This window comes from Parafrankia elaeagni, assembly GCF_000374165.1.
Taxonomy (GTDB): Bacteria; Actinomycetota; Actinomycetes; order Frankiales; family Frankiaceae; genus Parafrankia; species Parafrankia elaeagni.
The window spans coordinates 132,999-159,141 of sequence record NZ_KB893761.1; the positions used below are offsets into that span (position 1 = coordinate 132,999).

At 74.3% G+C, this 26,143-nt stretch carries 23 protein-coding genes; 13 read left to right on the forward strand and 10 right to left on the reverse strand.

All coding sequences use genetic code 11. The features are described 5' to 3' along the window. Positions 1–59 precede the first annotated feature (59 nt). The 3 genes from B207_RS0126370 to B207_RS0126380 are packed head-to-tail and all read right to left on the reverse strand — an operon-like array spanning position 60 to position 2,454. Positions 60–1,787 (reverse strand): urease subunit alpha, encoded by a 1,728-nt coding sequence (locus B207_RS0126370; protein ID WP_018639674.1) that lies wholly within the window; start codon positions 1,785–1,787, stop codon positions 60–62. Next, positions 1,784–2,155 (reverse strand): urease subunit beta, encoded by a 372-nt coding sequence (locus tag B207_RS0126375; RefSeq protein WP_018639675.1) that lies wholly within the window; start codon positions 2,153–2,155, stop codon positions 1,784–1,786. The genes B207_RS0126370 and B207_RS0126375 overlap by 4 nt, the downstream gene beginning before the upstream one ends. After that, positions 2,152–2,454, reverse strand: a complete 303-nt coding sequence (locus tag B207_RS0126380) for an urease subunit gamma (protein ID WP_026311474.1) — start codon at positions 2,452–2,454, stop codon at positions 2,152–2,154. Before B207_RS0126380 ends, B207_RS0126375 begins: the two co-directional genes overlap by 4 nt. Positions 2,455–2,801: 347 nt before the next feature. Between B207_RS0126380 and B207_RS40145 the strand changes: the two genes are divergently transcribed. From B207_RS40145 to B207_RS0126405, 4 genes are all read left to right on the forward strand, one after another. Continuing rightward, positions 2,802–2,960: a hypothetical protein gene (locus B207_RS40145; RefSeq protein ID WP_154675641.1), complete on the forward strand. Its 159-nt coding sequence runs from the start codon at positions 2,802–2,804 to the stop codon at positions 2,958–2,960. Between the two features lie 131 nt (positions 2,961–3,091). Further along, positions 3,092–3,883: an ABC transporter ATP-binding protein gene (locus B207_RS35765; RefSeq protein ID WP_018639678.1), complete on the forward strand. Its 792-nt coding sequence runs from the start codon at positions 3,092–3,094 to the stop codon at positions 3,881–3,883. Continuing rightward, positions 3,880–5,802, forward strand: coding sequence for an ABC transporter permease (locus B207_RS42635; RefSeq protein WP_018639679.1), 1,923 nt, complete (start codon positions 3,880–3,882; stop codon positions 5,800–5,802). The genes B207_RS35765 and B207_RS42635 overlap by 4 nt, the downstream gene beginning before the upstream one ends. A gap of 310 nt (positions 5,803–6,112) precedes the next feature. Continuing rightward, positions 6,113–8,077 carry an adenine deaminase C-terminal domain-containing protein gene (locus B207_RS0126405; RefSeq protein ID WP_018639680.1) on the forward strand — a complete coding sequence of 655 codons (1,965 nt, stop codon included), beginning with the start codon at positions 6,113–6,115 and terminating at the stop codon, positions 8,075–8,077. A 102-nt stretch (positions 8,078–8,179) separates the two neighbouring features. On the opposite strand, the gene B207_RS0126410 is transcribed toward B207_RS0126405, so the two are convergent. After that, entirely contained in the window at positions 8,180–9,529 is a 1,350-nt protein-coding gene (locus B207_RS0126410) for an ATP-binding protein (RefSeq protein WP_018639681.1), read from the reverse strand. Between the two features lie 68 nt (positions 9,530–9,597). Then, positions 9,598–10,728, reverse strand: coding sequence for a Rieske 2Fe-2S domain-containing protein (locus B207_RS0126415; protein WP_051102682.1), 1,131 nt, complete (start codon positions 10,726–10,728; stop codon positions 9,598–9,600). 220 nt (positions 10,729–10,948) lie between these two features. Between B207_RS0126415 and B207_RS0126420 the strand changes: the two genes are divergently transcribed. The 6 genes from B207_RS0126420 to uraH all read left to right on the forward strand — a co-directional run bounded on the left by B207_RS0126420 (position 10,949) and on the right by uraH (position 18,160). Beyond that, positions 10,949–11,839, forward strand: a complete 891-nt coding sequence (locus B207_RS0126420; RefSeq protein WP_018639683.1) for an FAD binding domain-containing protein — start codon at positions 10,949–10,951, stop codon at positions 11,837–11,839. Further along, complete coding sequence (locus B207_RS0126425) at positions 11,836–12,432, forward strand: (2Fe-2S)-binding protein (protein ID WP_018639684.1); 597 nt, start codon at positions 11,836–11,838, stop codon at positions 12,430–12,432. Before B207_RS0126420 ends, B207_RS0126425 begins: the two co-directional genes overlap by 4 nt. Beyond that, the gene (gene pucD, locus B207_RS0126430) at positions 12,429–14,738 is read left to right on the forward strand and encodes a xanthine dehydrogenase subunit D (RefSeq protein ID WP_051102678.1); all 2,310 of its coding nucleotides are present in this window, start codon (positions 12,429–12,431) and stop codon (positions 14,736–14,738) included. Before B207_RS0126425 ends, pucD begins: the two co-directional genes overlap by 4 nt. Then, a complete protein-coding gene (gene allB / locus B207_RS0126435; RefSeq protein ID WP_018639686.1) occupies positions 14,735–16,150 on the forward strand; it encodes an allantoinase AllB in 1,416 nt (471 codons plus the stop codon). The genes pucD and allB overlap by 4 nt, the downstream gene beginning before the upstream one ends. 35 nt (positions 16,151–16,185) lie before the next feature. Continuing rightward, complete coding sequence (locus B207_RS0126440; RefSeq protein WP_018639687.1) at positions 16,186–17,751, forward strand: allantoicase; 1,566 nt, start codon at positions 16,186–16,188, stop codon at positions 17,749–17,751. Positions 17,752–17,833: 82 nt separating this feature from the next. After that, entirely contained in the window at positions 17,834–18,160 is a 327-nt protein-coding gene (gene uraH, locus B207_RS0126445; protein WP_026311475.1) for a hydroxyisourate hydrolase, read from the forward strand. Between the two features lie 49 nt (positions 18,161–18,209). On the opposite strand, the gene B207_RS0126450 is transcribed toward uraH, so the two are convergent. Together B207_RS0126450 and B207_RS0126455 are read right to left on the reverse strand one after the other, a co-directional pair. Then, positions 18,210–19,562 carry a DUF6986 family protein gene (locus tag B207_RS0126450; RefSeq protein WP_035742369.1) on the reverse strand — a complete coding sequence of 451 codons (1,353 nt, stop codon included), beginning with the start codon at positions 19,560–19,562 and terminating at the stop codon, positions 18,210–18,212. 238 nt (positions 19,563–19,800) lie between these two features. After that, complete coding sequence (locus B207_RS0126455) at positions 19,801–21,231, reverse strand: 8-oxoguanine deaminase (protein WP_018639690.1); 1,431 nt, start codon at positions 21,229–21,231, stop codon at positions 19,801–19,803. Between the two features lie 81 nt (positions 21,232–21,312). Between B207_RS0126455 and B207_RS0126460 the strand changes: the two genes are divergently transcribed. Further along, positions 21,313–22,149 carry a TrmH family RNA methyltransferase gene (locus B207_RS0126460; protein WP_018639691.1) on the forward strand — a complete coding sequence of 279 codons (837 nt, stop codon included), beginning with the start codon at positions 21,313–21,315 and terminating at the stop codon, positions 22,147–22,149. 91 nt (positions 22,150–22,240) lie between these two features. After that, the gene (speB, locus tag B207_RS35775) at positions 22,241–23,278 is read left to right on the forward strand and encodes an agmatinase (RefSeq protein ID WP_018639692.1); all 1,038 of its coding nucleotides are present in this window, start codon (positions 22,241–22,243) and stop codon (positions 23,276–23,278) included. A 61-nt stretch (positions 23,279–23,339) separates the two neighbouring features. Here speB and B207_RS0126470 read toward each other — a convergent pair whose 3' ends face one another. The 3 genes from B207_RS0126470 to B207_RS40160 form a co-directional block, all read right to left on the reverse strand. Then, positions 23,340–24,065: an ABC transporter ATP-binding protein gene (locus B207_RS0126470; RefSeq protein WP_018639693.1), complete on the reverse strand. Its 726-nt coding sequence runs from the start codon at positions 24,063–24,065 to the stop codon at positions 23,340–23,342. A gap of 233 nt (positions 24,066–24,298) precedes the next feature. Continuing rightward, positions 24,299–24,766, reverse strand: coding sequence for a hypothetical protein (locus B207_RS0126475; RefSeq protein ID WP_018639694.1), 468 nt, complete (start codon positions 24,764–24,766; stop codon positions 24,299–24,301). A 514-nt stretch (positions 24,767–25,280) separates the two neighbouring features. Beyond that, on the reverse strand, positions 25,281–25,583 hold the full coding sequence (locus B207_RS40160) for a hypothetical protein (RefSeq protein ID WP_195905358.1): 303 nt from the start codon (positions 25,581–25,583) through the stop codon (positions 25,281–25,283). Between the two features lie 63 nt (positions 25,584–25,646). Here B207_RS40160 and B207_RS39025 point away from each other — a divergent pair, with 63 nt between their 5' ends. Continuing rightward, positions 25,647–26,138 carry a hypothetical protein gene (locus B207_RS39025; protein ID WP_018639696.1) on the forward strand — a complete coding sequence of 164 codons (492 nt, stop codon included), beginning with the start codon at positions 25,647–25,649 and terminating at the stop codon, positions 26,136–26,138. Positions 26,139–26,143: the final 5 nt, after the last annotated feature.

Consider the following 26,143-nt stretch of genomic DNA (forward strand, 5'->3'; position numbering starts at 1 on the left):
GCGACAGCGGTGGGACGAGCCGTCCGGCCGCGAGGAGATCGGAACAGTCCGCGACGAGCTCAGAACAGGAAGTACCGCTGCGCCATCGGGAGCTCGGTGGCCGGCTCCGGTTCGATCACCTCGCCCTCGACGCGGACGGTGAAGGTGTCCGGCTCGACCTCGATGCGCGGTGTCGCGGTGTTCTCCGGCAGGTCGGCCTTGCCGCGCCGCCGCACGTCGGCGGTGGCGACCATCGGCGTGGCCAGGCCGAGCCGGGCGTCGAGGCCGTCCTCCAGCGCCGCCGGGGCGACGAACATCAGCGAGCCCGCCGCCGCCGGCCCGGGGGCCGCGCCGAACATGGGCCGGGGCAGCACCGGCTGCGGGGTCGGGATCGACGCGTTCGCGTCGCCCATCGCCGCCCAGGTGATGAACCCGCCCTTGATGACCAGCGACGGCCGCACCCCGAAGAACGCCGGGTCGTAGAGCACCAGGTCGGCGAGCTTGCCCGGCTCGACCGAGCCGATCTCGGCGTCCAGGCCGTGCGCCACCGCCGGGCAGATCGTGTACTTCGCGACGTAGCGCCGGGCCCGGTTGTTGTCGGCGGCGCCGTCGCCGGGCAGCGGGCCGCGGCGGCGCTTCATGACGTGTGCCGTCTGCCAGGTGCGGGTGACGACCTCGCCGATGCGCCCCATCGCCTGCGAGTCCGAGCCGATCATCGAGATCGCGCCCAGGTCGTGCAGGACGTCCTCCGCGGCGATCGTGGACGGCCGGATCCGGCTCTCGGCGAACGCGAGGTCCTCGGGCACCGCCGGGTTCAGGTGGTGGCAGACCATCAGCATGTCGAGGTGCTCGTCGAGGGTGTTGACCGTGTGCGGGCGGGTCGGGTTCGTCGACGAGGGCAGGATGTTGGAGCGCGAGGCGACCGTGATGATGTCCGGTGCGTGCCCGCCGCCGGCACCCTCGGTGTGGTACGCGTGGATGGCCCGGCCGGCGATGGCGGCGAGCGTGTCCTCGACGAACCCGGCCTCGTTGAGGGTGTCCGAGTGCAGCGCGACCTGGACGCCGGCCGCGTCCGCGACGCGCAGGCAGGCGTCGATGGCCGCCGGGGTGGTGCCCCAGTCCTCGTGCAGCTTGAAGCCGGCGGCGCCGGCCCGCAGCTGCTCCCACATCGCCTCGTCGCTGACCGTGTTGCCCTTGCCGAGCAGGGCGACGTTGACCGGCCAGCCGTCCATCGACGACATCATCCGCGCCAGGTTCCACGGTGACGCGGTCACCGTGGTCGCCTTCGTGCCCTCCGCCGGCCCGGTGCCGCCGCCGATCAGGGTGGTGATGCCCACGCCGAGAGCCTCGGGGACCTGCTGCGGGCAGATGAAGTGCACATGGGTGTCTACCGCGCCGGCGGTGAGGATCTTCCCGTTCCCGGCGATGATCTCGGTACTCGGCCCGATCACCAGATCCGGGTGGACGCCGTCCATGATGTCGGGGTTGCCGGCCTTGCCGAGGGCGGCGATGCGGCCGTCGCGGATGCCGACATCCGCCTTCACCACACCCCAGTGGTCCAGGACGATCACCCCGGTGATCACCACGTCGGGTGCGCCCTGGGCCCGGGTGGCGCGGGCCTGGCCCATCGACTCGCGGATGACCTTGCCGCCGCCGAACACCGCCTCGTCGCCGGTCCCCGCGTGGCCGGGGCCGCGGCTGAGATCCTCGGTCACCTCGATGAACAGGTCGGTGTCGGCCAGGCGCACCCGGTCGCCGACGGTCGGGCCGTACAACGTGGCGTAACGGAAACGGGTCAGCTCGCTCACGGGCGCTCCGTTCTCGTTACGCCGCTGTCTGCCCTCGTGCCACCGCTGTCTGCGTCCGGCTGGTCGAGCGGGCCGGCCCACTCCGGGCGCAGGCCGGGCACCACCCGGGCCCCGGCCAGCGCCACCAGCTCGACCTCGCGCTCGGCACCCGGCTCGAACCGCACCGCGGTGCCCGCGGGGACAGCCAGCCGGTGCCCCCAGGCGGCCTCCCGGTCGAAGTCGAGAGCCGGGTTCGCCGCCGCGAAGTGGTAGTGCGACCCGACCTGTACGGGCCGGTCACCGGTGTTGCGCACCACCAGGGTGCGGACCGGCCGCCCCGGGTTCAGCGGGACCGACCCGGCGGCGGTCACCACCTCGCCGGGAATCACGGAATCGGCTCGTGGACGGTGACCAGCTTCGTGCCGTCCGGGAAGGTGGCCTCGACCTGCACCTCGGCCAGCATCTCCGGGACGCCGTCCATCACGTCCTCGCGGCTCAGAACCGTGCGCCCGGCGGCCATGAGATCGGCGACGGTTCGGCCGTCCCGTGCACCTTCCAGCAGGTAGGAGGTGATCAGGGCCGTGGCTTCGGGATAGTTGAGGCGCAGGCCCCGTGCTCGGCGCTCCCGGGCCAGGCCGGCGGCCACGTGGATGAGCAGGCGTTCCTGTTCATGCGGGCTGAGCAGCACGAGCGCGGAGCCTACACCCACCCTCTGCCCGGCCCGCCGCCAGCCACGTGACGCACCGGCGGCCACCCGGTCGCGCGCTGTCGGCGGTGGCCCGTTGGTGGGTGGCCCGTCGGTGCCTTTCCCGGCCGGAATCCCGCCGCCGGCGGGTCCCCCTTCTCCACGCCGGGACCGGCCCCGCTGCGGTCCGCCGGTGGAGCTGGTTACTGATATTTCACCTGACGGCGACGGCGGCGATACCACTGTTTTCTAGCGTCCGTGGAGCTGTTCGGAAGATCTCGGTCTGGATCGGTCTGGATGAGGCGGAGCAGGTTCTGGAAAGCAGGGGCCTGAACGAGCTGGTCCGGGCCGTGCCCATCCGGGTGGACGGCCTGTTCACGATCACCGGCGAGCTGATAGAGGAGAACATCAGGGCGCTCGGGATCGCCGGCGTCCACGTCACGGCCGAGGAGCTGTTCGACCTGTCCCTCACCAACGAGGCCCACGAGGCGAGGTCGGATCTCCTATGACGACATCGGCCACGCCGGTGGCGGGCCGCGATCTCGGCGCCGCCCCTGATCCTTCCTCCGCCTCTGCCTCCGCCTCTGCCTCCGCCTCTGCCTCCGCTCCCGCCCCCACCCGGGCGCCCGACGGGTCGGGAGTGAGCGTGGCCGGGCTCCGCAAGGAGTTCCGCCTGCGCCGCGGCCGGGTCATCGCCCTCGACGACGTCACCCTGTCGATACCCGAGGGCTCGTTCCTGACGCTGATCGGGCCGCCGGGCTGCGGCAAGTCCACCCTGCTGCGCATCCTGGCGGATCTGGAGGCGCCGACGTCCGGCCGCGTGCTGGTGCGCGGCGAAGCGCCTTCGGTCGCCCGGCGCGCGCACCACCTGGGCCTCGCGTTCCAGGACGCGGCCCTGCTGCCGTGGCGGTCGGTCGAGGCGAACATCCGGCTGCCGCTGGAGGTCGGTGGCATGAAGGCCGAGCGCGGAGTGATCAGTGATCTGATCGCGCTCGTCGGGCTGACCGGGTTCGAGCGCGCCCGGCCCGCGCAGCTCTCCGGCGGGATGCGGCAGCGGGTGGCGATCGCCCGCGCCCTCGTCGTCGAACCGAGGGTGCTGCTGCTGGACGAGCCCTTCGGGGCGCTGGACGACATGACCCGCCAGCGCCTGAACTTCGAGCTGCTGCGGATCTGGCGCGAGCGGGCGACCACCACTGTCATGGTGACCCACTCGATCCCCGAGGCGGTGATCTTCTCCGACGCGGTGGCGGTGATGAGCGCCCGGCCGGGACGGATCACCGCCCGCGTGCCCATCGACCTGCCCCGGCCGCGCACGCCGGAGATGCTGCGCACCGCGCGGTTCCACGAGCTGCACGACCTGCTCTCCACCGTGCTGTTCGCGGGCACGGGGCCCGTCGAACCGGCCCCCACCGGGCGGAGAGCGCCGGGATGACCGACCCGAGTGCCACGCCCACCTCACCCGCGTCCTGGGTGTCGGTGTCGGTACCGGGCGCGCTTACCGAGCCGCTGCCCATCGTCGCTGCCGCCACCGCCACCGCCACCGCCACCGCTACTGCCGCTGTGGCCGGTTCCGCCCGCTCGGGCTCCGCTGCTGCCACGGCCACCGTCACGGCCGTCGTCCCCGTCGTCCCCGTCGTCCCCGTCGCGCCCGTCGCGCCCCGGGCGTCCGGTGCGTCCGCGGCCGCTCGGCGGCCCGTACGGGTGAGACGGGCGCAGCCGGCCCGGACCGGTGGAGTGGCCGGGGTCGTCGGGCTGGTCGCCGGCTGGTGGCTGCTCGCGGTCACCCTGCTCGACCGCGGCGGTGTCGTTCCCACCCCGTGGGAGGTGGCCCGGGCACTGTGGGACGACCACGAGCTGCTGTGGCACTCGGCGCGGGCGACGACGTCGGCCGCCGCACAGGGCTGGCTCATCGGCAACGGCCTGGCGATCGGCCTCGCGATCATGTTCGTGGGCGTCCCCGTCATCGAGCGGGCGTTCCTGCGGATCGGGGTCGCCTCGTCCTGTCTGCCGATCATCGCGGTCGGCCTGATCCTGACCACCGTTCTCGACGGCACCACCCCGCAGAAGGCCCTGGCCGGGATCTCGGTGTTCTTCACCACCCTCGTCGGGACCCTGCTCGGCCTGCGAGCACCTGACCAGGCGACGTTGGACGTCGTCCGGGCCAGTGGCGGCGGCGTCCTCACCCGGCTGCGGTACGTCCGGCTGCGTGCCGCGTTGCCGAGCACGTTCGCCGCGCTGCAGATCGCGGCCCCGGCCGCCGTCCTCGGCGCGATCATCGGGGAGTTCCTCAGCGCCGACCGGGAGCTCAGCGCCGACCGGGAGCTCAGCGCCGGCCGGGGGCTCGGCATCGCCATGATGCAGGCTGAGCAGGCTCTGGATGCTCCCAGCACCTGGGCGCTTGCCCTCGTCACGTCAGCCGCCGCAGGCCTCGGCCACACCGTGATCGGTCTCCTCGCGCGGCTGCTCGTGCCCTCGGCACCTCAGTGGCAACCTGGACGGCGTCCGATGAGCCACGCCGCCGTCGCCGCCGTCGCCGGCGGCCGTCCGCCGGCCGGGGCGGTCGCCACCCGGATCGGGCGGACGCTGCTGTCGGTGGTCGCGTCCACCGCCGTGATCGTCGGCCTCTGGTACGCCCTCATCGAGGCCTTCGGACTGAACAGGCTGGTCGCCAAGGATCCGCAGGCGGTCTGGCGGTACCTGTTCTCCGGGCCGGACGCCGCCGAGAACCGGGATCTGATCCTCGCTGCCCTGGGGCGCACCCTCGGTGACGCGGCCCTCGGCTACACCGCCGGAACGGTCGCCGCGCTCGGGGTCGCCATCGCCGTCGTGCTGAGCCGCCCGGTGGAACAGGCCCTGATGCCGGTGGCGATGATGCTGCGGCCGGTGCCACTGGTGGCGGTGACCCCGCTGCTCATCCTCGTCCTCGGACGTGGCCCGCTGGCCGTCGCCGCGATCGCGGGCATCGTCGTGTTCTTCCCGTCGGTGGTGAACCTGGTCGCCGGGCTGCGGTCGGCACCGGCCGCGGCCGCCGATCTGGTGATCGCCCACGGCGGGGGGCCGTTCACGGTGCTGCGCCGGATCGCGCTGCCCAGCGCACTGCCCGCCCTGCTCGTCTCGGCCCGTACCTCGGTGCCGGGCGCGATGGCCGGGGTGCTGCTCGCCGAGTGGCTGGCAGCCGGTGCGGGCCTCGGTCACCTCATGCAACGAGCGCAGCAGGCCCTCGACTACGGCGCGGTGTGGGCCTCGGTGGTCGTGATCACCGCGGCGAGCGCGGTGATCTACGCGGTGGTCGGGCTGGTGGAGGCGATCGTCCTTGCCCGCTATGGCCCGGCGCCGTCCCGGCGCGGCTGAACCGAACCGCGAAGGAGGACGGTGTACCCGCGGGCTGCTTTCCAACGGCAGTCACCTGAAGCGACCGGGCGCCGGCCTTTTCGGTCACCTGCTGTGATGTGGCGGACGTGGCACTGCTTGCTTTTGGATACCTGCCTACGCGAAGTCCGGTTCTCGTACGAGAATGCGGAAATACAGCAGTGCGTCAGAACGTGCCTGGGTGGTGGCGTCACGGCGTGGTCAGGGTCGACCCGTCACAACGAAGGCTCAGCGCGTGAATGTGTGACCGGGTGGCCGGCGGGGTCGACACCGGTGAGTTCCGGAGGACGTCATGACCGCTGAGCGGGACGTCGACCCCACGGTCGACGCCTTCTACTCCAGCGCGGCGCCCGTCGGCGCGGCACCCGCGAGCATTGTCTCCGGTGGCCTGGCGCCCGGGTCTCCCGCACCGCTGGCCGTCTCCACACCAAGCACTGCCCCCACGTCGGTGGCCGTGCCCGCACCCGCGACGGTGCCGGTGACGGCGCCCACGGTGGGGCGCGGGCGGTCGCCGTCCGGGCCGCTGCGCGGGCTGCCACCGCTCGCGGCCCCCGCGGCGCCACGGGGGCCGGCCCGCCGCCGTCCGGTGCCCAGGGACGGTCGCCCCGGAGGCACCACCGTGGGCCGCCCACACCGCCCGGGACAGGCGGCCGCGCCGGGTGCCGACATGCTCGCTCCCACCCCGGCGGAGATCGACCGGTTGCGGAGCATCGCGATGGGGCAGGCGGACGCGGACTTCGCCATCCGCGGCGGCGTCGTGCTCGTCGTCCAGACCGGTGAGCTGCTGCGGCGCGACGTGCTCATCGCCGGCCGGTACATCGCCGCGGTGACCCGGCCGGGGCTGGTCGGCGCCCGCCGGAGCCTCGACGCGGCCGGCCGGTTCGTCCTGCCGGCCTATGTGGACGCCCGCACCTCGGTGGAGCGAACCCTCCTCACACCGGGCGAGCTGGCCCGTCTGGTCGTTCCCCGCGGGACGGTGACGGTGCTGACCGACCCGGCGCAGATCGAGCAGATCTACGGCCCGCAGGGCCGGGCGCTGGTCCTGCGCACCGAGACTCCCGTCCGAGTGCTGCCCCGCGAACCCGGCGCGCCCTTCGACCTTCCTCCGGGCCTCCCGCTGGACGTTCCGCCGGCCGGGGCGGCTCCGGAGATCGGTGTCGAAGGGCTGACGGTGTCGCAGGCCGTGCCACGGCAGGCCGGCCCCTCCGGCCCGTCGCCGGAGGTACCCGGCCTGCCGGCGCTGCCCGCAGCACCGGTGCCGCCAGCAGTGCCGCCAGCAGTGCCGCCGGCAGTGCCGGCGTCGGGTGCGTCCGCCGCCCGGCTTCCGGGGCAGCATCTCCCCGATGCTCATCCGGATGCCGGGGTGTCTCCGCAGGACGGCGGGATCGTCTTCACCCATCTCGACGACCAGGTCCGGGAGGCGATCAGGGCCGGTGGCAACGTGGCGGACGCTGTCCGGGCCGCCACCCTGGCCCCGGCGCGGGCCTTCGGGCTTGACCAGGTGCTGGGCCTGGTCGCCCCTGCCCGCCTCGCCGACCTGCAGATCGTGCGGGACCTGACCGCGAGCGTCCCGCCGGACGTGGTCATCGCCGGCGGCCGGATCGCCGCCGAGCGCGGCCGGGCACTGTTCGACAACCTCGACGAGACACCGCGGTGGTCGCAGTCATCCGTGCGGCTGCCGGCGGGGCTCTACACCGGGTCCTTCACGTCACCGTGCATGCACTGGGGCGGTCGGCGGGACACCCAGCTCGGCATCGTCGACGTCACCGCCGTGGGGGCCGCCGCCGAACGGCCGCGGATCACCCGCACCCGGGTCGAACCGACCCTGCGCGACGGCATCGTGGTCACGGATCCGTCCCGTGACCTGCTCAAGACCACGGTGCTCGACCGCAGCGGGCGCGCTGATCGGGTGCGGGTCGGCATGGTCCGCGGGATCGGGCTCGTCCGGGGCGCGATCGGGGCGACCGCCGTGTCCGCCGCCGGTGACATGGTGATCGTCGGTGCCGGCGACGCTGACATGCTCACCGCCGCCCGCGCGCTGGAGGGCATGGGCGGCGGCTTCGTGGTCGTCGAACGCGGCTGGGTGCTGGCGGCCTGCCCGCTGCCCGTGGCCGGCCTGATGAGCGACGCCCCCTGGGAGGCGGTACTCGGCCAGCTGGCCGCGGTCGAGAACGCGGCACGCGAGCTCGGCTGCCACCTCGCCGCCCCGATGCGCACGATCTCCCAGCTCGGCCGGGAACTGTACGTCCGCCCCTGAGGGGAACGTGCCCGGGGCCGGGGTTTGTCGGACGGAGGCCGCGGCCAGGCCTGGCGGTCAGCTCCGGCGGGGTCAGCGCCGGTGGAGACAGCTCCGGCGGGGTCAGCCCGGTGAGGCGGCGCGTGGCTCCGGATCGGGTCCCTGTGGCTCCCGATCCGCCGGGCCCGGGCCGGGGCGAGGGGCCGGCGGCGCGGGTCTGGCCCGGAGCTGGGCGGTCGCCTCGCGCAGCGCGCGCCGCACCTGGGCCGAGGGGAGCCAGACCCGGGTGCCGCGGTCGCCGCCGATCTCCATCAGGCCGCGGGTGAGCATGCCGGACAGGTGCTGGCGGGCCCGGTCCTTGTCGCAGCCGAACAGGGTGGCGACCTCCGCGGTCCGCAGCGCGCGGTCGCGCAGCGCGGTGCTCAGCACGATCAGGTCGGGCAGCTCCAACGGGCTCCCCGCAGCTGCTCGGCCGAGAGTGAACAGGGCGAAGGTGAGATCCGCGGGCTGGGTGGGCAACACGGCGACCACACCGTCCGCCGTCGAACGGCGCAGGTCCGGCGCTGCCAGCCCGGAGCGGAGCTGGGCGGCGTGCGCCCGGCGGATTCCCCGCCCGGACCGGTCGGTGATCCCGGCGCGGCGGAACGCGTCCGCCAGCAGCGGGCTGCGCGGCACGGGTGGCGGCGAGAGCAGCCCCGGCGAGGCCGTGCGGCTCGCCAGCGGATCGCCGGGTGAACCCGAGCCCGAGCCCGAGCCGGAGCCCGAGCCGGCGAAGCCGCCCGGGCTGGAGATCTCGATGCCCTCGCTGGTCCACTGCACATGGACGGCCCCGGCGATCCCGTAGTCGCGGTGGACGAGGGCGTTCGCGAGCAGCTCGCGGAAGGCCTGCTCGGAGTGGGCGGGCACGCCCGCGCGGACCAGCTCGTAGCGGATCTCCCGCTCCGGATTGCGCGCACGGAACCGGGCCAGCAGCTCCTCGGCGAGCCGGAGCAGCGGCCAGTGGAAGAAGTCGTTCATCTCCGTGCCGGGATCGCCCGTCTCCGGACCGATGACCTGGATCGCGGCCTCGTGGTTCGGGACATGCCGGCGCAGGGCGTCCGGGCGCCCGAACAGCAGCACCGCACCCGCGAGGACGCGCGTGCGCCCGCCCTCGGTCACGACCACGCCCAGCGAACGGGCGATCTCCTCGTCCGACATGGCCGCGAGCGTGCTGTCGCCGCGGCCGCCGGTGGCCCCGACGAGCCGGCGGAGCCGGTCGAACTCGCGCGGGTCGAGATCCCGGAGGTCGGCGGACGTCCGGCGCGCCATCAGGTCAGCGCTGTGCGGCGGCTCCGACGGCGGCCCTGCCGGCCCCGTCGCCGCCGGGGAACCGGCGAACGCGCAGGCGTGAGGCGGAACGGGTGCCCCGAGGGGGAGATCCCTCCGTGGAAGCGTGTTGTCGGCCTCTGCCGTCAGCTCGGCGCTGTCGCGCACCAGGCACCACCTTCCGGACCGCCCGCCCCCTGGTCGGGTCACCCGGTTCCGTGGCCAGACCAGCCGGATCACATGGTAGATCCCGGCTCCGCGCGGACGTGGCCGGTTCGGTGTCGGATATCCGCCGTGGGCGTGAGACGGGCCGCGGCGGAGCGCACGACCAGGGCGGCCAGCACCCGCCGCAGCGCCACGCCCGCGGCGTCCGCGCGGATGCTCACCTCCTCCGGCACCGCCCCGCCGCCGGAGGTGAGGCCGCCGCCCGGCCCGCCGTCGGTGTGCAGCGGCAGGCCGTCGAGGGTGAACTGCTCCTGCAGCGCGAGGTCCTCGTCGAGCACAGCCTGCTCGAAGCCTGCGGCCTCGGCCAGCCGGGTGGGATCACCGCCGAGGTCGTCCCGCATGATCCGGGTGTACACGGCCGTCGCGTCGACGTCCTCCGGCTGCAGGCAGAAGAGAATCGTGTTGGTCATACCGGCGGCGGGGTAGTCGAGCCGCAGCCGCAGCATGAACGGCGGCCGGTAGACGTACGTCGAGACCCGGCGCTGGACGAGCGGGCGCAGCCCCGCCGCCACACCGGGATCCTCCGGGTTCGAGACATCCTGCTCCAGGCGGACGACGAACCCGGCACCGTCCGCCTGCACGCGGTACGGCCCGACGACGGCCCCCTCCCCGGCGCCGATGGTGGCGGCGTGGACGAACGGCAGGTGCGCGGCGTCGAGGAAGTTGTCGGCGAGCAGCCCGGCGCAGGCCGTCGTGCGCGTGGTGGGGAGCCAGGCGCTGTCGAAGCCGGGCTCGTCCGCCTCGGGCAGCTCGACGATGTCGGAGCACGGCTCCTCCGGCGCCAGCCACACCAGGCCGTGGCGCTCGGCGACCCCCCAGGGGGTGACAGCCCGGGCCCGCCGCGGAGCGGGCACCCCCGGCCCGAGCGCGGGCACCGCGGTGCACTCCCCGGAGGCCGCGAACCGCCAGCCGTGGTAGCCGCAGACGAGCTCGCCGCCGTCCACCCGGCCCGCCGACAGCGGGGCGAGGCGGTGCGGGCACCGGTCCACGAACGCGGTGAGGCGCCCGTCGAGACGGGCCAGCACCCAGTGCTCGCCGAGCAGACGAACACCCAGCGGCGCGTCGGTGATCCCGGACGAACGCGCGACCGGGTGCCAGCCGTGCCGCAGCGCCGGATCGACGTTCGTCAGGCGACCGGTCAACACGCTCCCCTTCCAGGTATTTCACCACCGAAACGATTCGGTGTTTCCGAAAGGCGTCCATCATGTAACGGCACACCATTGTCGGTGGTGCTGTGTCGGTGGTGATGCGGGTGGTCCGCCCGGCGTGGCTCAGCTCGCTTTCTTCCGGCCGCGGCCGCGCGGTTCCCGGCCGGCTGTGGGTTGAACACCGCCGTAACGTCGCGCCACTATCGTCGGCTCCATGACGACGCCCGGTGGTCCGTCGACCGTTCTGCACCGGCCCGGGACGGTCGGCGAGGCTGTCGCCTCCCTCACCGCCGAGGTGGAGGCCGGCCGGGACGTGCGGTTGCTGGCCGGCGGCACGGACCTCGTCCCCGCGCTGCGCGCCGGGGGCCGCGGGCCGGCGGCGATCGTCGCGCTGCGCCGGGTGCTCGAGCTGCGGGTGCGCGGCGCCAGCGCGGACGCCCTCACCGTCGGTGCCGGTGTCACCTACGCCGACCTGGCGGGCTGGTCGCTCGCGCCGGGCCTGGCCGCCGCGTCCCGGGTCGTCGGTTCGGTGCAGATCCGCAACTGCGGAACCGTCGGTGGCGCGCTCGGCTCCGCCAACCCGCGTGGTGATCTGCTGACGTTCCTCGCCGCCGCCGAGGCGGAGATCCTGCTCGCCTCGGCACGCGGCGCCCGCACGACGGACGTCGGCGGCTTCCTGCGGGACGGGCCCGCGCCCGGGGAGCTGGTCACCGCGGTGCGGGTGGCCCGCCCGAGCGGTCCGCAGACCTATCTGAAGATCGGCGGCCGGCAGGCGGCGTTCCCCGCGCTGGTTTCCTGCGCGCTCCTGGTCGACCGGGTGCGTGAGCGGGTCTGCTGCGCCGTCAGCGGCGTGGCCACCGGCCCGTGGCGGGTCGCGGCGGCCGAGCGGCTGGCCGGCGACGAGGTGGACTGGTCGACCGGGACGGCGCCGCTCGCGCTCGCCCGGCGGTTCGGCGAGCTGGCCGCCGGCGGCCTGCGCGCCGCGCCGCCGCTGCCGGAGGACCCGCGGCATCCGGCGGACTACCGCGTCCACGCCGCCGGCGTGCTCGCGGCACGCGCCTTCGCCCGCTGCCTGGCCGGCGTCCGCCGCGGGGACCCGGCGTGAGCGCTGGCCCCGCCGGTCCGGTGGACGGCGCAGAGGGAGACGACACCGAGGGCGACGACGGCTGGGAACCTCTCCAGTACCACCTCAACGTCGACGGAACCCGGCGTGTCGTCTCCGGTGCCCGGCTGGAGGAGTCGCTGCTGACGGTGCTGCGGGAAAGGCTCGGCGTCACCTCGGTGAAGGACGCCTGCGAGCAGGGCCGGTGTGGTGCCTGCTCCGTGCTGCTCGACGACCGGCTGGTGACGGCCTGCACGGTCCTGGCCGCCGACGCCGTGGACGCCCGCGTGCTGACCGTCGCCGGGCTCGGTGCGAGCGGCCCGGCGGCCCGGATCCAGGCCGCGTTCCTCGCCCATGGCGCGGTCCAGTGCGGGTTCTGCACACCGGGCCTGGTTGTGGCCGTCACCGACCTGCTCGGACGCCGTCCCGCCGCCGGAGAGCAGGAGATCCGGGAGGCGCTGGCGGGGAACATCTGCCGGTGTACCGGCTACGGCCGGATCCTCGCGGCGGTGCGGGACGTCCAGGCCGGCCGGCGGGCTCCCGGTGACAGCGGGGCGCCCGGTGCCAACGGGGCGCACAGGGCGGGTGGGGCATGACGGGGCGTGCGGGAGTGGTCGGCGGGAACCGCGGAGTCGGGTCCTCGGAGCTCCGCCCGGACGGGGCGGCCAAGGCCGGCGGGGTCTTCGCCTATGCCGGTGATCTCCAGGTTCCCGGCATGCTGCACGCCCGGACGCTGCGCTCGCCGCACCCGCGGGCGCGGATCGGGCAGGTCGACACCGCCGCGGCCCGCCGGCTCGCCGGTGTCCTCGCCGTCGTCACCGCGGCGGACGTCCCTGGAGTCGCCACCTACGGGTTGATCAGCGCGGACCAGCCGGTGTTCGCCGCCACCGAGGCGCGCTACGCGGGCGAGCCCGTGGCCGCGGTGGCCGCGGTCGACGCGGCGACGGCGCGGCGCGCCCTGGCGGCCATCCGGGTCGCGTACGAGCCGCTCCCGCCGCTCGTCGATCCCGGCCTGGCCGCCGGGCCGGGCGCCGAGCCGGTCCATCCGGACGGCAACATCTACCGGGAGATCACGCTGACCCACGGGGACCCGTCAGCCGAGGGGCCGGTCGCCGTCGAGGACAGCTATCTCGTCGGCATGCAGGACCAGGCCTTCCTGGCGCCGGAGGCGGCGCTCGTCGTCCCGGCCGCCGACGGCGGGCTCGACCTGCGGGTGGCCACCCAGTGGCTGCACTCCGACCGGGAGCAGATCGCCGCCTGTCTGGGGCTGCCCGAAGCACTGGTCAGGCTCGAGCTGGCCGGTGTCGGCGGCGCGTTCGGCGGGCGTGAGGACGTCACCCTGCAGATCCACGGCGCGCTGCTCGCCCTCGCCACCGGCCGGCCGGTACGGATCGCCTACGACCGGGTCGAGTCGTTCCTGGGGCATCCGCACCGCCACCCGGCGCGGATGTGGTTCCGGCACACCGCCACCACGGCGGGCGACCTGGTCAGCGTGCACGCACGGATCCTCATGGACGGCGGGGCGTACACGTCGTCGTCGCCCGCGGTGCTCGCGAACGCCGTCACCCACGCTGCCGGGCCGTACCGGGTGCCGAACGCGCGGCTCGACGGCACCGTCGTCCGGACGAACAACCCGCCGTGCGGCGCGATGCGGGGGTTCGGTGTGCCGCAGGTCGCGTTCGGCCACGAGGCGCAGATGGACCGGCTGGCCGATCTGCTGGGCCTGCACCCGGTAGCGCTGCGCACCCGCAACGCCCTGCGGCCGGGGGATGTGCTGCCGACCGGGCAGATCCTCGGCGCGCCGCTGCCCGTCCGGGAGGCGATCGAGGCGGTGGCGGCGCGTCCGCTGCCCCCGCCGCTCACCGCCGCGGCCCCGGAGACCGCCCTGCCCGGCGGCCGGGCGACCGCCGCGACCCACAGCCGCGTCCGCCGCGGCGTCGGCTTCGCGCTCGGCTACAAGAACCTGCTCTTCTCCGAGGGCTTCGACGACGCGTCCACGGCGCGGGCCCGGCTCGCCCTCGACGGCGACGGTGTTCCGTTCGGGACCGTTCACAGCGCGTGCTCGGAGGTGGGGCAGGGGTTCGTCACCGTCGCCGGGCAGATCGCGCGTACCGAGCTCGGCGTGGAGCGGATCGAGCTGTCGCCGGCGGACACCGGCATCGGCAGCGCCGGCTCGACCAGCGCCTCCCGGCAGACCTGGATGAGCGGCGGCGCGGTTCGCGGGGCCTGCGTGGCCGTGGTCGACCGGCTGCTCGCCCGGGTGGCTCGTTCGCTGGGTCTGCCGCCGGAGGTGGTCGAGTCGCCCCGGCGGTCGCTGGTGATCGACGGCGGCGAGATCATCGGCACCGAGACGGGCACCCGGCTCCCGCTGGCCGAGGCTCTCGCCGCCGGCGGGCCGGTGGAGGCCGAGTACACCTTTCACCACCGGCGCACGACCGCACTGGACGAGCGCGGCCAAGGCGATCCGCATGTGGCCTTCGCGGCCGCGGCGCACCGCGCGGTGGTCGACGTCGATCTCGATCTCGGCCTGGTCCGGGTCGTCGCGATGGCGCTGGCGCAGGACTGCGGCACGGTGATCAATCCGCTGTCCCTGCGCGGCCAGGTGGAGGGCGGCACCGCCCAGGGGCTGGGTCTGGCGGTGATGGAGGAACTGGTCACCGTGGGGGGTGTGGTGACCAACCCGACCCTGCACGACTACCTGCTTCCGACCGCCGCCGACGTGCCCGCCCTCGACTTCGTCGCGCTGACCTACCCGCAGCCGGACGCCCCCTACGGCGTGAAGGGCGTCGGAGAGGCCCCCACCTGCACGGCGACCGCCGCGGTCGTCGCCGCGATCCGCGACGCCGTCGGCCGCGACCTGCGCCGCGTACCGGTCCGCCCGGTGGACCTGGTCGACCTGTGAGCGGGCTGCCTCCGGAGCTGCCGGAGCTGCCCGAGTCGCTTCAGGTGATCCGTTCGAGCCGGGTCGTGCTGCCGGACGGGGAGCGCCCGGCAGCGGTCCACGTCGCTGCCGGGCGGGTCACCGCCGTCACCGGGCCTGCCGACATCCCGCCGGGCCGCCTGGTCACCGATCTCGGCAGCCTGGTGCTGATGCCCGGCGTCGTGGACACGCACGTCCACGTCAACGAGCCGGGGCGCACCGACTGGGAGGGCTTCGCCACCGCGACCCGGGCCGCCGCCGCCGGCGGCGTCACCACCATCATCGACATGCCGCTGAACGCCATCCCGCCGACCACCTCGGTGCGGGCACTGACTGCCAAGCGGGCGGCGGCGGCCGGCCAGGTGGCGGTCGACGTCGGCTTCTGGGGCGGCATCATCGGCGCCGACGCCCGTCGCCTCGACGACCTCGCCGCGCTGCACGACAACGGGGTGTTCGGTTTCAAGGCGTTCCTCGCCCCGTCCGGTGTCGAGGAGTTCCCCCACGTCAGCCTGGACGTCCTGGCCGCCGCGTCCCGGCACACCGCCCGGATGGGCGCCCTCACGGTGGTCCACGCGGAGTCGCCGTCCGTCCTCGCCGGTGCACCCCCCGCCGCGGGCCGTGCGTTCGCGAGCTGGCTGCGGTCCCGGCCACCGGCGGCGGAGCGGGCCGCGGTTGCCGCGCTGGCCGCGCTCGCCGCCTCGACCGGGGCCCGGCTGCACGTGCTGCACCTGGCGGCCGCCGAGGCGCTCGGGGACATCCTGTCTGCCCGCGAGGCGGGGCTGCCGCTGACCGCGGAGACCTGCCCGCACTACCTGACCTTCGTCGCGGAGGAGGTGCCCGACGGCGCGACCGCCTTCAAGTGCGCGCCGCCGATCCGCGAGCGCCCGAACCTGGACCTGCTGTGGGACGGCCTGGCCGAGGGCCTGCTCGCCGGCGTCGTCACCGACCACTCGCCGTCCACGCCCGCGCTGAAGTCGCTGGACACGGGTGACTTCGGGACGGCCTGGGGCGGTATCGCGTCCGTCCAGCTCGGGCTGTCGGCGGTGTGGACCCAGGCGCGGCGGCGCGGCCACGGCGTCGCGGACGTCGTGCGGTGGATGTGCGCGGGTCCGGCGGACCTCGCCGGTCTGGGCGCGCCCGGCCTCGGCACGGAGGGCGCGGGGGCGGCACCCCGCGGATCCAAGGGACGGATCGCCGTCGGCGCGGACGCGGACCTGGTCGTCTTCGACCCGGACGGAAGCTTCCTCGTCGAACCGTCCCTGTTGCGCCACCGTCATCCGTTGACCCCATACGCTGGGCGAACGCTGGATGGCCTGGTGCTCGCGACCTACCTGCGAGGGCACCGGGCGGACGGCGACCGGCCGGTCCGCGGCCGGCTGCTCGAACGACCGTAGGGCCCACCCGCCGCCGCAGCCGAAGGAGCCCCACAGTGACCGACGCACCCGATCTGACGAATCTCGTCGACCTCGCCGCCGCCCGGTTCGGCGGGTCCGTCGTGGCGGTGAACGACGAGTTCTTCGCCCTCGCCGAACGGATGCTGCTTCCCGAGGCGCCGGTGACCCGCCCCGGCGTGTTCACCGAGCGGGGCCAGTGGACCGACGGCTGGGAGACCCGGCGCCGCCGGGACGTCCCGCCCGGATCGGACTGGGCGATCATCCGTCTCGGGTCGCCCGGCATCGTGCACGCGGTCACCGTCGACACCACCCACTTCACCGGCAACGCGCCGGAGGCGGTCGAGCTGCACGGCGCCACGCTGGCCGGCTACCCGTCCGCGGAGGAGGTCGCCGAGGACTCGGTCACCTGGGTGCCGCTGGTGGGCCGCACGCCCGTCGCCGCTGACGCGGCCAACGTGCTGGTCGTTCCGGAGGAGGCCAGGTTCCGCATCAGCCACCTGCGGCTGACCATCCATCCCGACGGCGGGGTGGCCCGGTTGCGGGTGCACGGGGTGGTCGTCCCGGACCCGCGTCTCCTCGACCGGGTCACCTCGGATCTCGCCGCCGCCTATCTGGGCGGTGTGGTGGTCGCGGCCAGCGACATGCACTACGGTGACCGGCACAACCTGAACGCCTCCGGCGACGCCCGCGTCATGGGCGAGGGGTGGGAGACCCGGCGCCGGCGCGGGGAGGGGCACGACTGGGCCGTGATCCGCCTGGCGACGGAGGGCACTGTCGTGCGGGCGGAGGTCGACACCCGGCACTTCCGCGGCAACGCCCCGCGCGCCGTCGCCCTGTGGGCAGCCAACGCCCCCGAGACCGGCGACGACGCGCTGGCCGCGGACGGGTTCGCGGCGATCACGGGCTGGCGCCCCCTGTTGCCCCGTACCAGGGTGCAGCCGAACACCCGGCACCTGTTCGACCTGGAGGTCCCGGTCGAGGCCACCCACGTCCGTGTCGACGCCGTCCCGGACGGCGGCCTGGCCCGGCTGAGGCTGCTCGGCGCCCCGACCGCGGCGGGTCGGGAGGCGCTGGCCATGCGCTGGTTCGACTCGCTGGCCCCGGCCGCGGCCCGCGAGGAGCTGCTGGCCTGCTGCGGCTCCGAGGACTGGGCCGACGCCGTCACCGCCCGCCGGCCCTTCGGCCGGCTCGCCGCGCTCCTGCCCGCCGCCGAGCAGGAGTGGTGGAACCTGCCGGAGTCGGCCTGGCTCGAGGCGTTCACCGCCCACCCCCGGATCGGGGAGCGGCCAGGACCCGCGCCGACTCCGCCCACCTCCTCGCGGGCCACCGTGGTCACGATCGACGCCCCGCGACGGGAGCAGGCCGCGCTCGAGCAGGCGAGCGAGGAGATACGGGCCGCGTTCACCGAGGGGAACGCCTCCTACGAAGATCGTTTTGGTTTCATCTTCCTGGTCCGTGCCGCCGGGCGTGGCGCGGAGGAGATGTTGGCCCTGTTGCGGGAGAGGATGGCCAACGACCCGGCCGCGGAACTTCGCGTGGCCGCCGGTCAGCAGGCCGAGATCACGGCGCTGCGGCTCAGCCACCTGATCACCGGCGGCTGACGGCCCGGCGCCCTGCTCCCGGCTCCGGAACGAGGGCGCCGCGGGCGGGCGTGCCGGGCGGCGGCCGGAGATGGTGGTGTGCGTGAGCCTGTCAACCCATGTCCTGGACACCGGCTCGGGCCGGCCGGCGGTTGACGTCCCGGTCCGGCTCGAACGGGCCGTGCTGACCCTTGACGGTGCGGTGAAGGGCTGGCGCCCGGTCGCCGAGACGGTCACCGACGGGGACGGCCGGGCAACGGACCTGCCCGCCGACAGCACCGGCACCTGGCGGCTGATCTTCGACACCGCGCACCACTCGGAGTTCCACCCCGAGGTCGCGATCGTCTTCGTGATCAGGGACGCGTCCGAGCACCACCACGTTCCGCTGTTGCTGGCGCCCTACGGTTACACCACCTACCGCGGCAGCTGAAACCGAGGCCGGCCCCGTGCCGGCTGGTCAGGGGCCTGGCTGGTCCTGGTCAGGGGCCCGGCTGGGCGGTGGCGCCGGCGGTTGCGGTAGGGGTGGCGGTTGCGGTCGTGCCGAAGGCGCCGGTCGTGCCGGTGCGGCCGCCCAGCCGGGCCACGGTCGCCAGGTCCAACCCGGCGGCGCGCAGGCCGGGCTCGTCGAGCAGCCGGGCGTCCAGGGCCCGCAGAGCATGCCCTGCCAGCGCCCGCGCTGTCGCGGGCTCATCCGCCACCGATCCGCGGGAACGAGCCGCCGCGTAGTCCGCGAGCCGGCGCAGGGCGTCCGGCAGGCCCGTGAGCAGGCAGCCCGCGACAGCGGCATGCCGGCTGACCAGCTGCGCCGGATGCAGGTCCCAGCCCTGGTACAGCCCGCGCGACCAGGCACGGCGGATCAGCCCGGCATGCCGGCGCCAGCCGGCGTGGACCTCCGCGGCCGGCCCGACGGGCAGCAGGTTGCACGAGCCGTCGGCCACCCGCAGGCCGGTTCCCGCCGCGGTGAGCTGCATCAGCGCGGTGGCCAGCTCGACCGCCGGATGGTCGCTGGCCTGGTTGGCCGCACTGACGCCGAGCGCGGCCGAGTAGTCGTAGGTGCCGACGTGCAGCGCGGCCAGCCGCCCGGGCGCGGCGGCGGCCAGCGCCGGCAGGGCCAGGACCGCGGCCGGGGTCTCGATCTGCACCTCCAGCGGAATCGGCGCGATCCCGAGCCGCTGTTCGAGCGCCGCCAGGACGTCGCCGAACACCGCGACCTGCTCTGGCGCGCTCACCTTGGGCAGAGTCACCACCAGACCCGGGGGCGGGCCGTCGGTGCCGGCGAGGGCGGTGAGGAACAGGTCGAGGGTGCGCAGGCCGCGCCGGCGCACGGCCGCGTCGAGCGATTTCGGGCGCAGCCCGTAGACGGCCGGCAGCGTCCCCGCCGACGCCGCGGCACGCAGTGCCCGGGCAGCCGCGATGGCGTGCGCGTCCTCGACGGCGTCCGGCCGGATGCCGTAACCGTCCTCGAAGTCGACCCGCAGATCCTGGACCGGCTCGATGGCCAGGGTGCGCACGACGTGGGTGTGGATGTCCTCGGCGCTCGGCGCCGCGGCGGCGCCGAGCGTGACCTCCGCGAGCAGGCCCGGGTCGGGCGCGTGCCGCGCCAGCGCCTCCCGGGCCGCCCGGCCCCACGCGGGAACGACGTCCGGCGTGAGCTGGTCGGCGGGCAGGTAACAGGTGTGGACGGGCTGGCGGGTCCCCGGATCGCCCGGGAAGCGCGCGGCCAGGACGGCATCGACGCGGGCGAGGCTCCCGGTGAGTGCGGCAAGCACCTCGTCGGGCAGGGTCACGTCGGTTCCGTCCCCGTCACCGCCGGGGCTCACAGCTGCTGGCATCGGGCGAAGGACGGACAGCTGGCGTAGGAACAGCTGGCGTAGGAGAGGAGTACGCCGCCGCCGGCGCTTTCTGCGCCGATCGGGGGATTCGGCGGGCGGCGCCGACGGCGGCTGCCTGGGGCGCGATCCGTGCGCGGCCCGACGCAGGTCGGCTGCTGAGCTGCACGTTTCCGTCTACAGGATACTGCGCCGCAGTACTCCTGCCCAACCTGGGCCAATGCGGTCGAGTCGCTCGAGGTCACGGGGTGGCACCGGCCTTCTCGAACGCGCCCTGGACCCCGCGGGAGATCTCCCGGTGGCGGCGGAGCATCTCTGTCAGATCGGGGTGCACCGGCATTCCGTTCTCCACCACGAGGCGCCCGGCCACGACCGTGTGCCTGGCCGCTGTGGGCCCGCACCGCAGCCAGGCGTCGACCGGGTCTGACAGCGCCCCGGCGAACGCGACCCCGTCCATCGGCCAGACCACGAGGTCGCCGGCCGCGCCGACGGAGAGCTCGCCGATCTCCCCCGTCCGGCCGAGGCAGGCGGCCCCGCCGCGGGTGGCCATCTCCAGCGCGTCGCGGGCGGACATCGCGCCGGCTCCGTGCCGGAGCCGGCCGAGCAGCATCGCGGTTCGGGCCTCCAGCCAGAGCGAGGCCGCGTCGGCCGAGGCGGAGCCGTCGCAGCCCAGGCCGACCGGCACCCCGGCCGCGCGGAACTCGGCGATCGGCGCGAGCCCGCCACCGAGGATCATGTTGCTGCTCGGGCAGTGGGCCACCCCGGTTCCCCAGGAGCCGAGGCGCACGATCTCGTCGGCGTCGGGGCAGATGCAGTGCGCGACCCAGGCCCGGTCGCTGCCCCAGCCGACCTCGGCGAACTGGTCGATCGGCCGCCGCCCGAACACCGCCAGGCAGTAGTCGTCCTCCTCGGGATCCTCGGCCAGATGGGTGTGCAGGCGCACGTCGAGCGTCTCCGCCAGCTCCGCGGTGGCCTTCATCAGCTCGGGGCTCACCGAGAACGGGGAGCACGGCGCGAGTGCCACCCGGATCATCGCCCCGTGGGAGGGGTCGTGATGCCTGGCCACGAGCCGGGCGGAGTCGGCCAGAATCTCGTCCGGGTCCTGCACGACGGAGTCGGGGGGAAGACCGCCGTCCTTCGCCGAAAGCGACATCGAACCGCGGGTCGGGTGGAACCGCATCCCGAGCAGGCGCGCCGCCGCGATCTCGGCCGAAACGAGATCGCCGCCGCCGCGCGGGTGGACGTAGAGATGGTCCGTGGACGTCGTACAGCCACCCAGCGCCAGTTCCGTCAGGCCCACGTAGGCGGAGGTGTGCACCGCCTCCTCGTCCAGCCGGGACCAGAGCGGGTAGAGCGTTTTCAACCAGGTGAAAAGCGTCCCGCCCAGCGCCGGGGCGAAGGAACGGGTGAGGTTCTGGTAGATGTGGTGATGCGTGTTCACCAGCCCCGGTGTGACCAGGGCGCCGTCGGCTCGCAGCGTGCGGGTCGCGGCGGGCGGCGGCTCGGCGGGGCCGCCGATCGCGGCTACGAGACCGTCGGTGATCGCCACCCAGCCACCTGGAATCTCGCGGCGGGCGGCGTCGACGGTCGCGACCAGTTCCGCGCCCGTCACCAGGAGATCGGCGACGGGGCTGGCAACGGGGGAGCCCACAGCCGGGCCGGGTGCGGTCATGGGCCCGATTCTGCTGGTACGGAGTTTCGTGGGGGTGACACCGGTACCGGGGTGAGAGCAGGAGCGGGAGCAGGGGTGGCAGTGGAGCAGGGCAGCAGGTTCATCGTCATCGACGATCCGGCGGACCCGCGCGTCGCGGACTATGTCGCGCTGACCGACGTGGCGCTGCGCCGGCGCAGGGAGCCGGCCGAGGGTCTGTTCATCGCCGAGGGCGAGCGGGTGATCGAGCGGGCGCTGCGCGCCGGCTACCGACCACGGTCGGTGCTGGTGTCCCCGGCGCGCCTCGCCGGGGTTCCGGAGCGGATCTGGGCGGAGCCGGCCGCCGGCGACCCGCCGCCCGTGTTCGTCGCCGGGCCGCCCGTACTCGAGGCGATCACCGGTTTCGAGGTCCATCGCGGGGCGTTGGCGTCGATGTGTCGGCGCCCCGCGCTCGCCCCCGCCCAGGTTCTCGCCGCCGCCCGTCGGGTGCTCGTCTGCGAGGACCTGGTCAGCCACACCAACCTCGGCGCGATCTTCAGATCGGCGGCGGGCCTGGGCATGGACGCCGTCCTGCTGAGCCCGCGGTGCGCCGACCCGCTGTACCGCCGGTCGGTGCGGGTCTCCATGGGGGAGGTCTTCGCCGTGCCCTACGCCCGGCTCGACCCATGGCCCGGCGCACTGGATCTGGTGCGCGCCGCGGGTTTCGAGGTGGTGGCGCTGACCCCCGCCTCCGACGCCGAGGAGCTGACACCGGCCTGGGGAGCGGCGGCGGACCGGGTGGCGCTGCTGCTGGGGACGGAAGGCGCCGGGCTCAGCGAGGCGACGCAGGCGGCAGCGACGAGGAGGGCACGGATCCCGATGGCCCACGGCGTGGACTCGCTCAACGTCGCCGCCACCGCCGCGATCGCCTGCTACCTGCTGGGCATCCGGTCCCGCTGACTGCCGGGCACCCGTTGCCGCTGGCCGTCCGTTCGGCTCGCGCTGGCCGTCCCGTTCTGCGCGCCGGCGCCCCGCGCAGCATGCTGGCAGCATGACCTCCGACGGTGGCCCGGTCGCGGACGAGGATCCCGGGCCGGACGCGCCGGGCTATGCCGGGCTGGCGACGTTCGCCGGCCTGCCCTGGATGCCCGGCCTCGGTGAGCTGCGCGAGCGCCGGCCCGACATGGCCGTCGTCGGCGCGCCGTTCGACATCGCGACCACCCACCGACCGGGTGCCCGGTTCGGCCCGCGGGCACTGCGCGCCCAGGCGTACAACCCCGGCACCTACCACCTCGACCTCGGAGTCGAGATCTTCGACTGGCTGGACGTCGTCGACGCCGGTGACGCGCACTGCCCGCACGGCCTCACGGAGGCCTCCCACCGCAACATCCGGACGAAGGTCCGGCAGATCGCGGAGCTCGGCATCAGGCCGCTGATCCTCGGAGGTGACCACTCGATCACCTGGCCGGCGGCGAGCGGGGTCGCCGAGGCGGTCGGGTGGGGCGAGATCGGGCTGCTCCACTTCGACGCGCATGCCGACACCGCGGACATCATCGACGGGAACCTGGCGTCGCACGGGACGCCGATGCGCCGACTGATCGAGTCCGGCGCGGTGCGGGGGCGCAACTTCGTCCAGGTGGGGCTGCGCGGCTACTGGCCGCCACCGGACGTCTTCGCCTGGATGCGGGACCAGGGGATGCGCTGGCACCTGATGCAGGAGATCTGGGAGCGCGGCAGCCGCGAGGTCATCACCGAGGCGATCGCGCAGGCGGTGGACGGCTGCCGCGCGCTCTACCTGTCGGTGGACATCGACGTGCTCGACCCGGGCTTCGCCCCCGGCACCGGCACGCCTGAGCCCGGCGGCATGACGCCGGTGGACCTGCTGCGGGCCGTCCGGCAGATAGCGCTGGACACGCCGATCGTGGCGGCGGACATCGTCGAGGTGTCGCCGCCGTACGACCACGCGGACACGACGGTCAACAGCGCCCACCGGGTGGCCCTGGAAATCTTCGCCGCGCTCGCGCACCGCCGCCGAACCGAGGCCGGCGAGACGCCGGACCTGCCCGGGAAGGCTCCCGACAGCTGCTGACCCTGCCCACAACCAGACCCTGCCCACAACCAGACCCTGCCCGTGGCCGGGACGGATCCCCTCAGGCCGCGGTGGGCTCCTTCAGCGCGAGTATCTCGCGGGCCGTTCCGACCTGCAGGATCCGTCCCTCGCTCAGCACGGCGACCCGGTCGGCGAGTGCCAGGGCCTCGTCCCGGTCGGCAGTGGAATGCACGACGGTGATACCGACCTGTCGCTGCACGGTCCTCAGGTCCTCCCGAAGCGCGGACCGCAGCCGTCCGTCTACGGATCGAAGAGGGTCGTCGAGTACCAGGATCCGCGGGCGGACCACGAGGGCACGGGCCAGAGCCACCCGCTGCTGTTGTTCACCAGAAAGCTGAGGGGGACGCCGCCGCGCGTATTCCGACATTTGGACGGCAGCGAGTGCGGAGCGCACCCGGATCGACGTCTCCGCGCGACCGGGTGTCGCCCGGGCGCCGGCATGACGCAGCCCGAACGCCACATTTGCGGCGACATCCAGGAAGGGAAACAAGGTATAACCGCCGAATATCGCGCTGACCGTGTGACGGTACGTGGACGAGCCGCTCGCATCCTCGCCGTCGACGAGAACCCGACCGGATGACGGCTGGTCGGCTCCCGTGAGCAGCCGGAGAGCGGCCGTCTTGCCGCTCCCCGACGGACCATGGAGACAGAAGTACTCACCGGCGTTGATCGTCAGACTGACCTCGTCGAGTGCGGTGACGTCGCCGAACCGCCGGCGCACTCCGACAAGATCGATCCGGCCGGTGCGACGGCCGCTTTCCGCCATACTCACCCCCAGCTGCCCCGACCTGCCCTGATGCGGACGGGGCGGAAACGACAGTCTCATCTCGGCCCGGGCTGGTATCGCCCGCCCCGCCGCCCGCGCGGGCCCGATCGCCCGCGGATGGAGTCTGTTGGGCCTGCGGTTGTCTGACGCTCCCCGCCCGGACCTGCGCGGGGCCTGCGCCGCGTGCGCGGGGCCGCCGGGTGGGAGAACGTCACCGCTGATCGGAAACGTGATCAGGAACGCGGATCGAGGTGGAGCGCATCCTCTTCCGCGGTGCGCCGCCATGCCTGCTCGTCAGCGGATCGCCGCCGCTGGTGGGCCCCGTCAGGGCCTTCCACGACCTGGTCCGGACCGGAGTCGTCGAACATCGAATCTCCGGACGACCTGCCGGTGAGAAAATCAACATCCTCGTCGCGCCCCGCACCGGCACCGTCCGTCTCCGCGTACGGATCCGGATCAGGGACCTCCGCGGCGAGCTGTCGATCAAAGGACGACGAGCGCTCCTCCCGCGGCGTGAGTGGATTGCGGATCAGGCTGCTCGGCCGGTCCGGCGGATCCCAGCTGTCGTCGAGGGGATCGAGACCGGCATCGGTCGTCCCCAGATCGTCGCTGTCGGTGATCTCGGCACGTTCCAGCGGGGAGCTGCCGTCGAGGTCACGGACGTCGACGTCGGGCTGGCTGTCCGAGGCGGGCCATGTCATCGCTGCCTCCTGTTCCGGGTACAACGGCCGAGCTGTTGCGGCATGAACGCGGACGGGGCGACCGGATCACGCGATGCTCCGACCGCTCCCGACCATGGCCCTTCCCGAGCACGACCGGGCTAACCGGGCCATCTGTCCAGTACTCGGCGGCGTTGCGCACCCCCGATGCGGGAAGGGGAGGGGATAACGTATAGCGTCCCCAAATGTGGCTACTGTTGCTGAGCGGATTCTCGGGCAGCTCGCGCTGATTCCCGAGGGACAGGATGACGGCTCGCTGGCAGCGGCGATCAACGCGAATCGCGCAACGGTCAACCAGGTCTGCCGCCGCCTCGCGGCGCAGGGCGGCCTGGAGCGGGGCCCGGGCCCCGGCGGCCTGATCGTCAACAGGCTGCCGGCGAGGGCTGGTTCCGCGGCGGCCTCCGCACTGGCGGCGGAACCAGCCTCGGAGGCGCTTCCGGCCGCCTCGGAAGTGTTGCCCGCACCCACTGTTCTGCCCGCACCATCCATGGGCCCGTCAGAGCCGGAGCCTGTGGCTGTCGAGCCGGAGCCTGTGGTCGTCGAGCCGGAGCCTGTGGCTGTCGAGCCGGAGCCTGTGGTCGTCGAGCCGGAGCCTGTGGCTGTCGAGCCGGAGCCTGTGGTCGTCGAGCCGGAGCCTGTGGCTGTCGAGCCGGAGCCTGTGGTCGTCGAGCCGGCCGAGGTCGCGCCGGATGCGGCTGTACCGGATGAGGCCGTACCGGTCGCTCCGGTTCCCGGGCAGGAGGTGGCTGACGAGACCGTCGTCGGCGCTTCCGTCCGGGCTGTTGATCCCGAGGATCACCTGGATCCGGAGGGTCGAGACCACGCGACGGATGACGAGGGCGCCGCGGATCCGGCGTCCGAGGTGGTCCGTGCGGAGAACGTCGAGGTGGTCGCCGTGGCCGTGCCGGCGTCCCCGCCGATCGCGCCGGCGGCCGTGAACAGCGGCCCGGCGCGGGACGGTCTCGCGGACGTGGACGCGGTCGCCGCGCTCGGTCAGATGATCGCGGCGATCGACGAGACGGTCGCGGCGATCGCGGCCACGGCGGCGCCCCGGCCCGTGACCTCGGTGCCGGTGGAGGTGCCCGCGTCACCTCATGATGGCGGTGCCGGCGCCGGTGGCCACGAGGGGAACGGGCGGGTGGTCGACGTCGTTTCGGCCGACGTCGTTTCGGTCGAGGTCGAGGCCGAGGCCCCGGCCGCCGCGGGACCCGCGGCGGCGGAGCCGGAGGCCGGTCAGCCGCCGGCAGCCGACGGCAGTGCGGAGGCTGCCGGCAGTGAGGCTGCCGGTAGCCCGGTCACACCTGCGGTTCGCCGGACGTGGTGGCGGCGGTTGTTCGTACGCGGCAACGGATGAGCTGG

Coding starts and splice junctions, on each gene's coding strand:
- speB (WP_018639692.1), top strand. CDS start 22,241: ATGACCTCCGACGGTGGCCCGGTCGCGGACGAGGATCCCGGGCCGGAC.
- B207_RS0126455 (WP_018639690.1), bottom strand. CDS start 21,231: ATGACCGCACCCGGCCCGGCTGTGGGCTCCCCCGTTGCCAGCCCCGTC.
- B207_RS0126420 (WP_018639683.1), top strand. CDS start 10,949: ATGACGACGCCCGGTGGTCCGTCGACCGTTCTGCACCGGCCCGGGACG.
- B207_RS0126450 (WP_035742369.1), bottom strand. CDS start 19,562: ATGCCAGCAGCTGTGAGCCCCGGCGGTGACGGGGACGGAACCGACGTG.
- B207_RS0126405 (WP_018639680.1), top strand. CDS start 6,113: ATGACCGCTGAGCGGGACGTCGACCCCACGGTCGACGCCTTCTACTCC.
- B207_RS0126475 (WP_018639694.1), bottom strand. CDS start 24,766: ATGACATGGCCCGCCTCGGACAGCCAGCCCGACGTCGACGTCCGTGAC.
- B207_RS42635 (WP_018639679.1), top strand. CDS start 3,880: ATGACCGACCCGAGTGCCACGCCCACCTCACCCGCGTCCTGGGTGTCG.
- B207_RS0126470 (WP_018639693.1), bottom strand. CDS start 24,065: ATGGCGGAAAGCGGCCGTCGCACCGGCCGGATCGATCTTGTCGGAGTG.
- pucD (WP_051102678.1), top strand. CDS start 12,429: ATGACGGGGCGTGCGGGAGTGGTCGGCGGGAACCGCGGAGTCGGGTCC.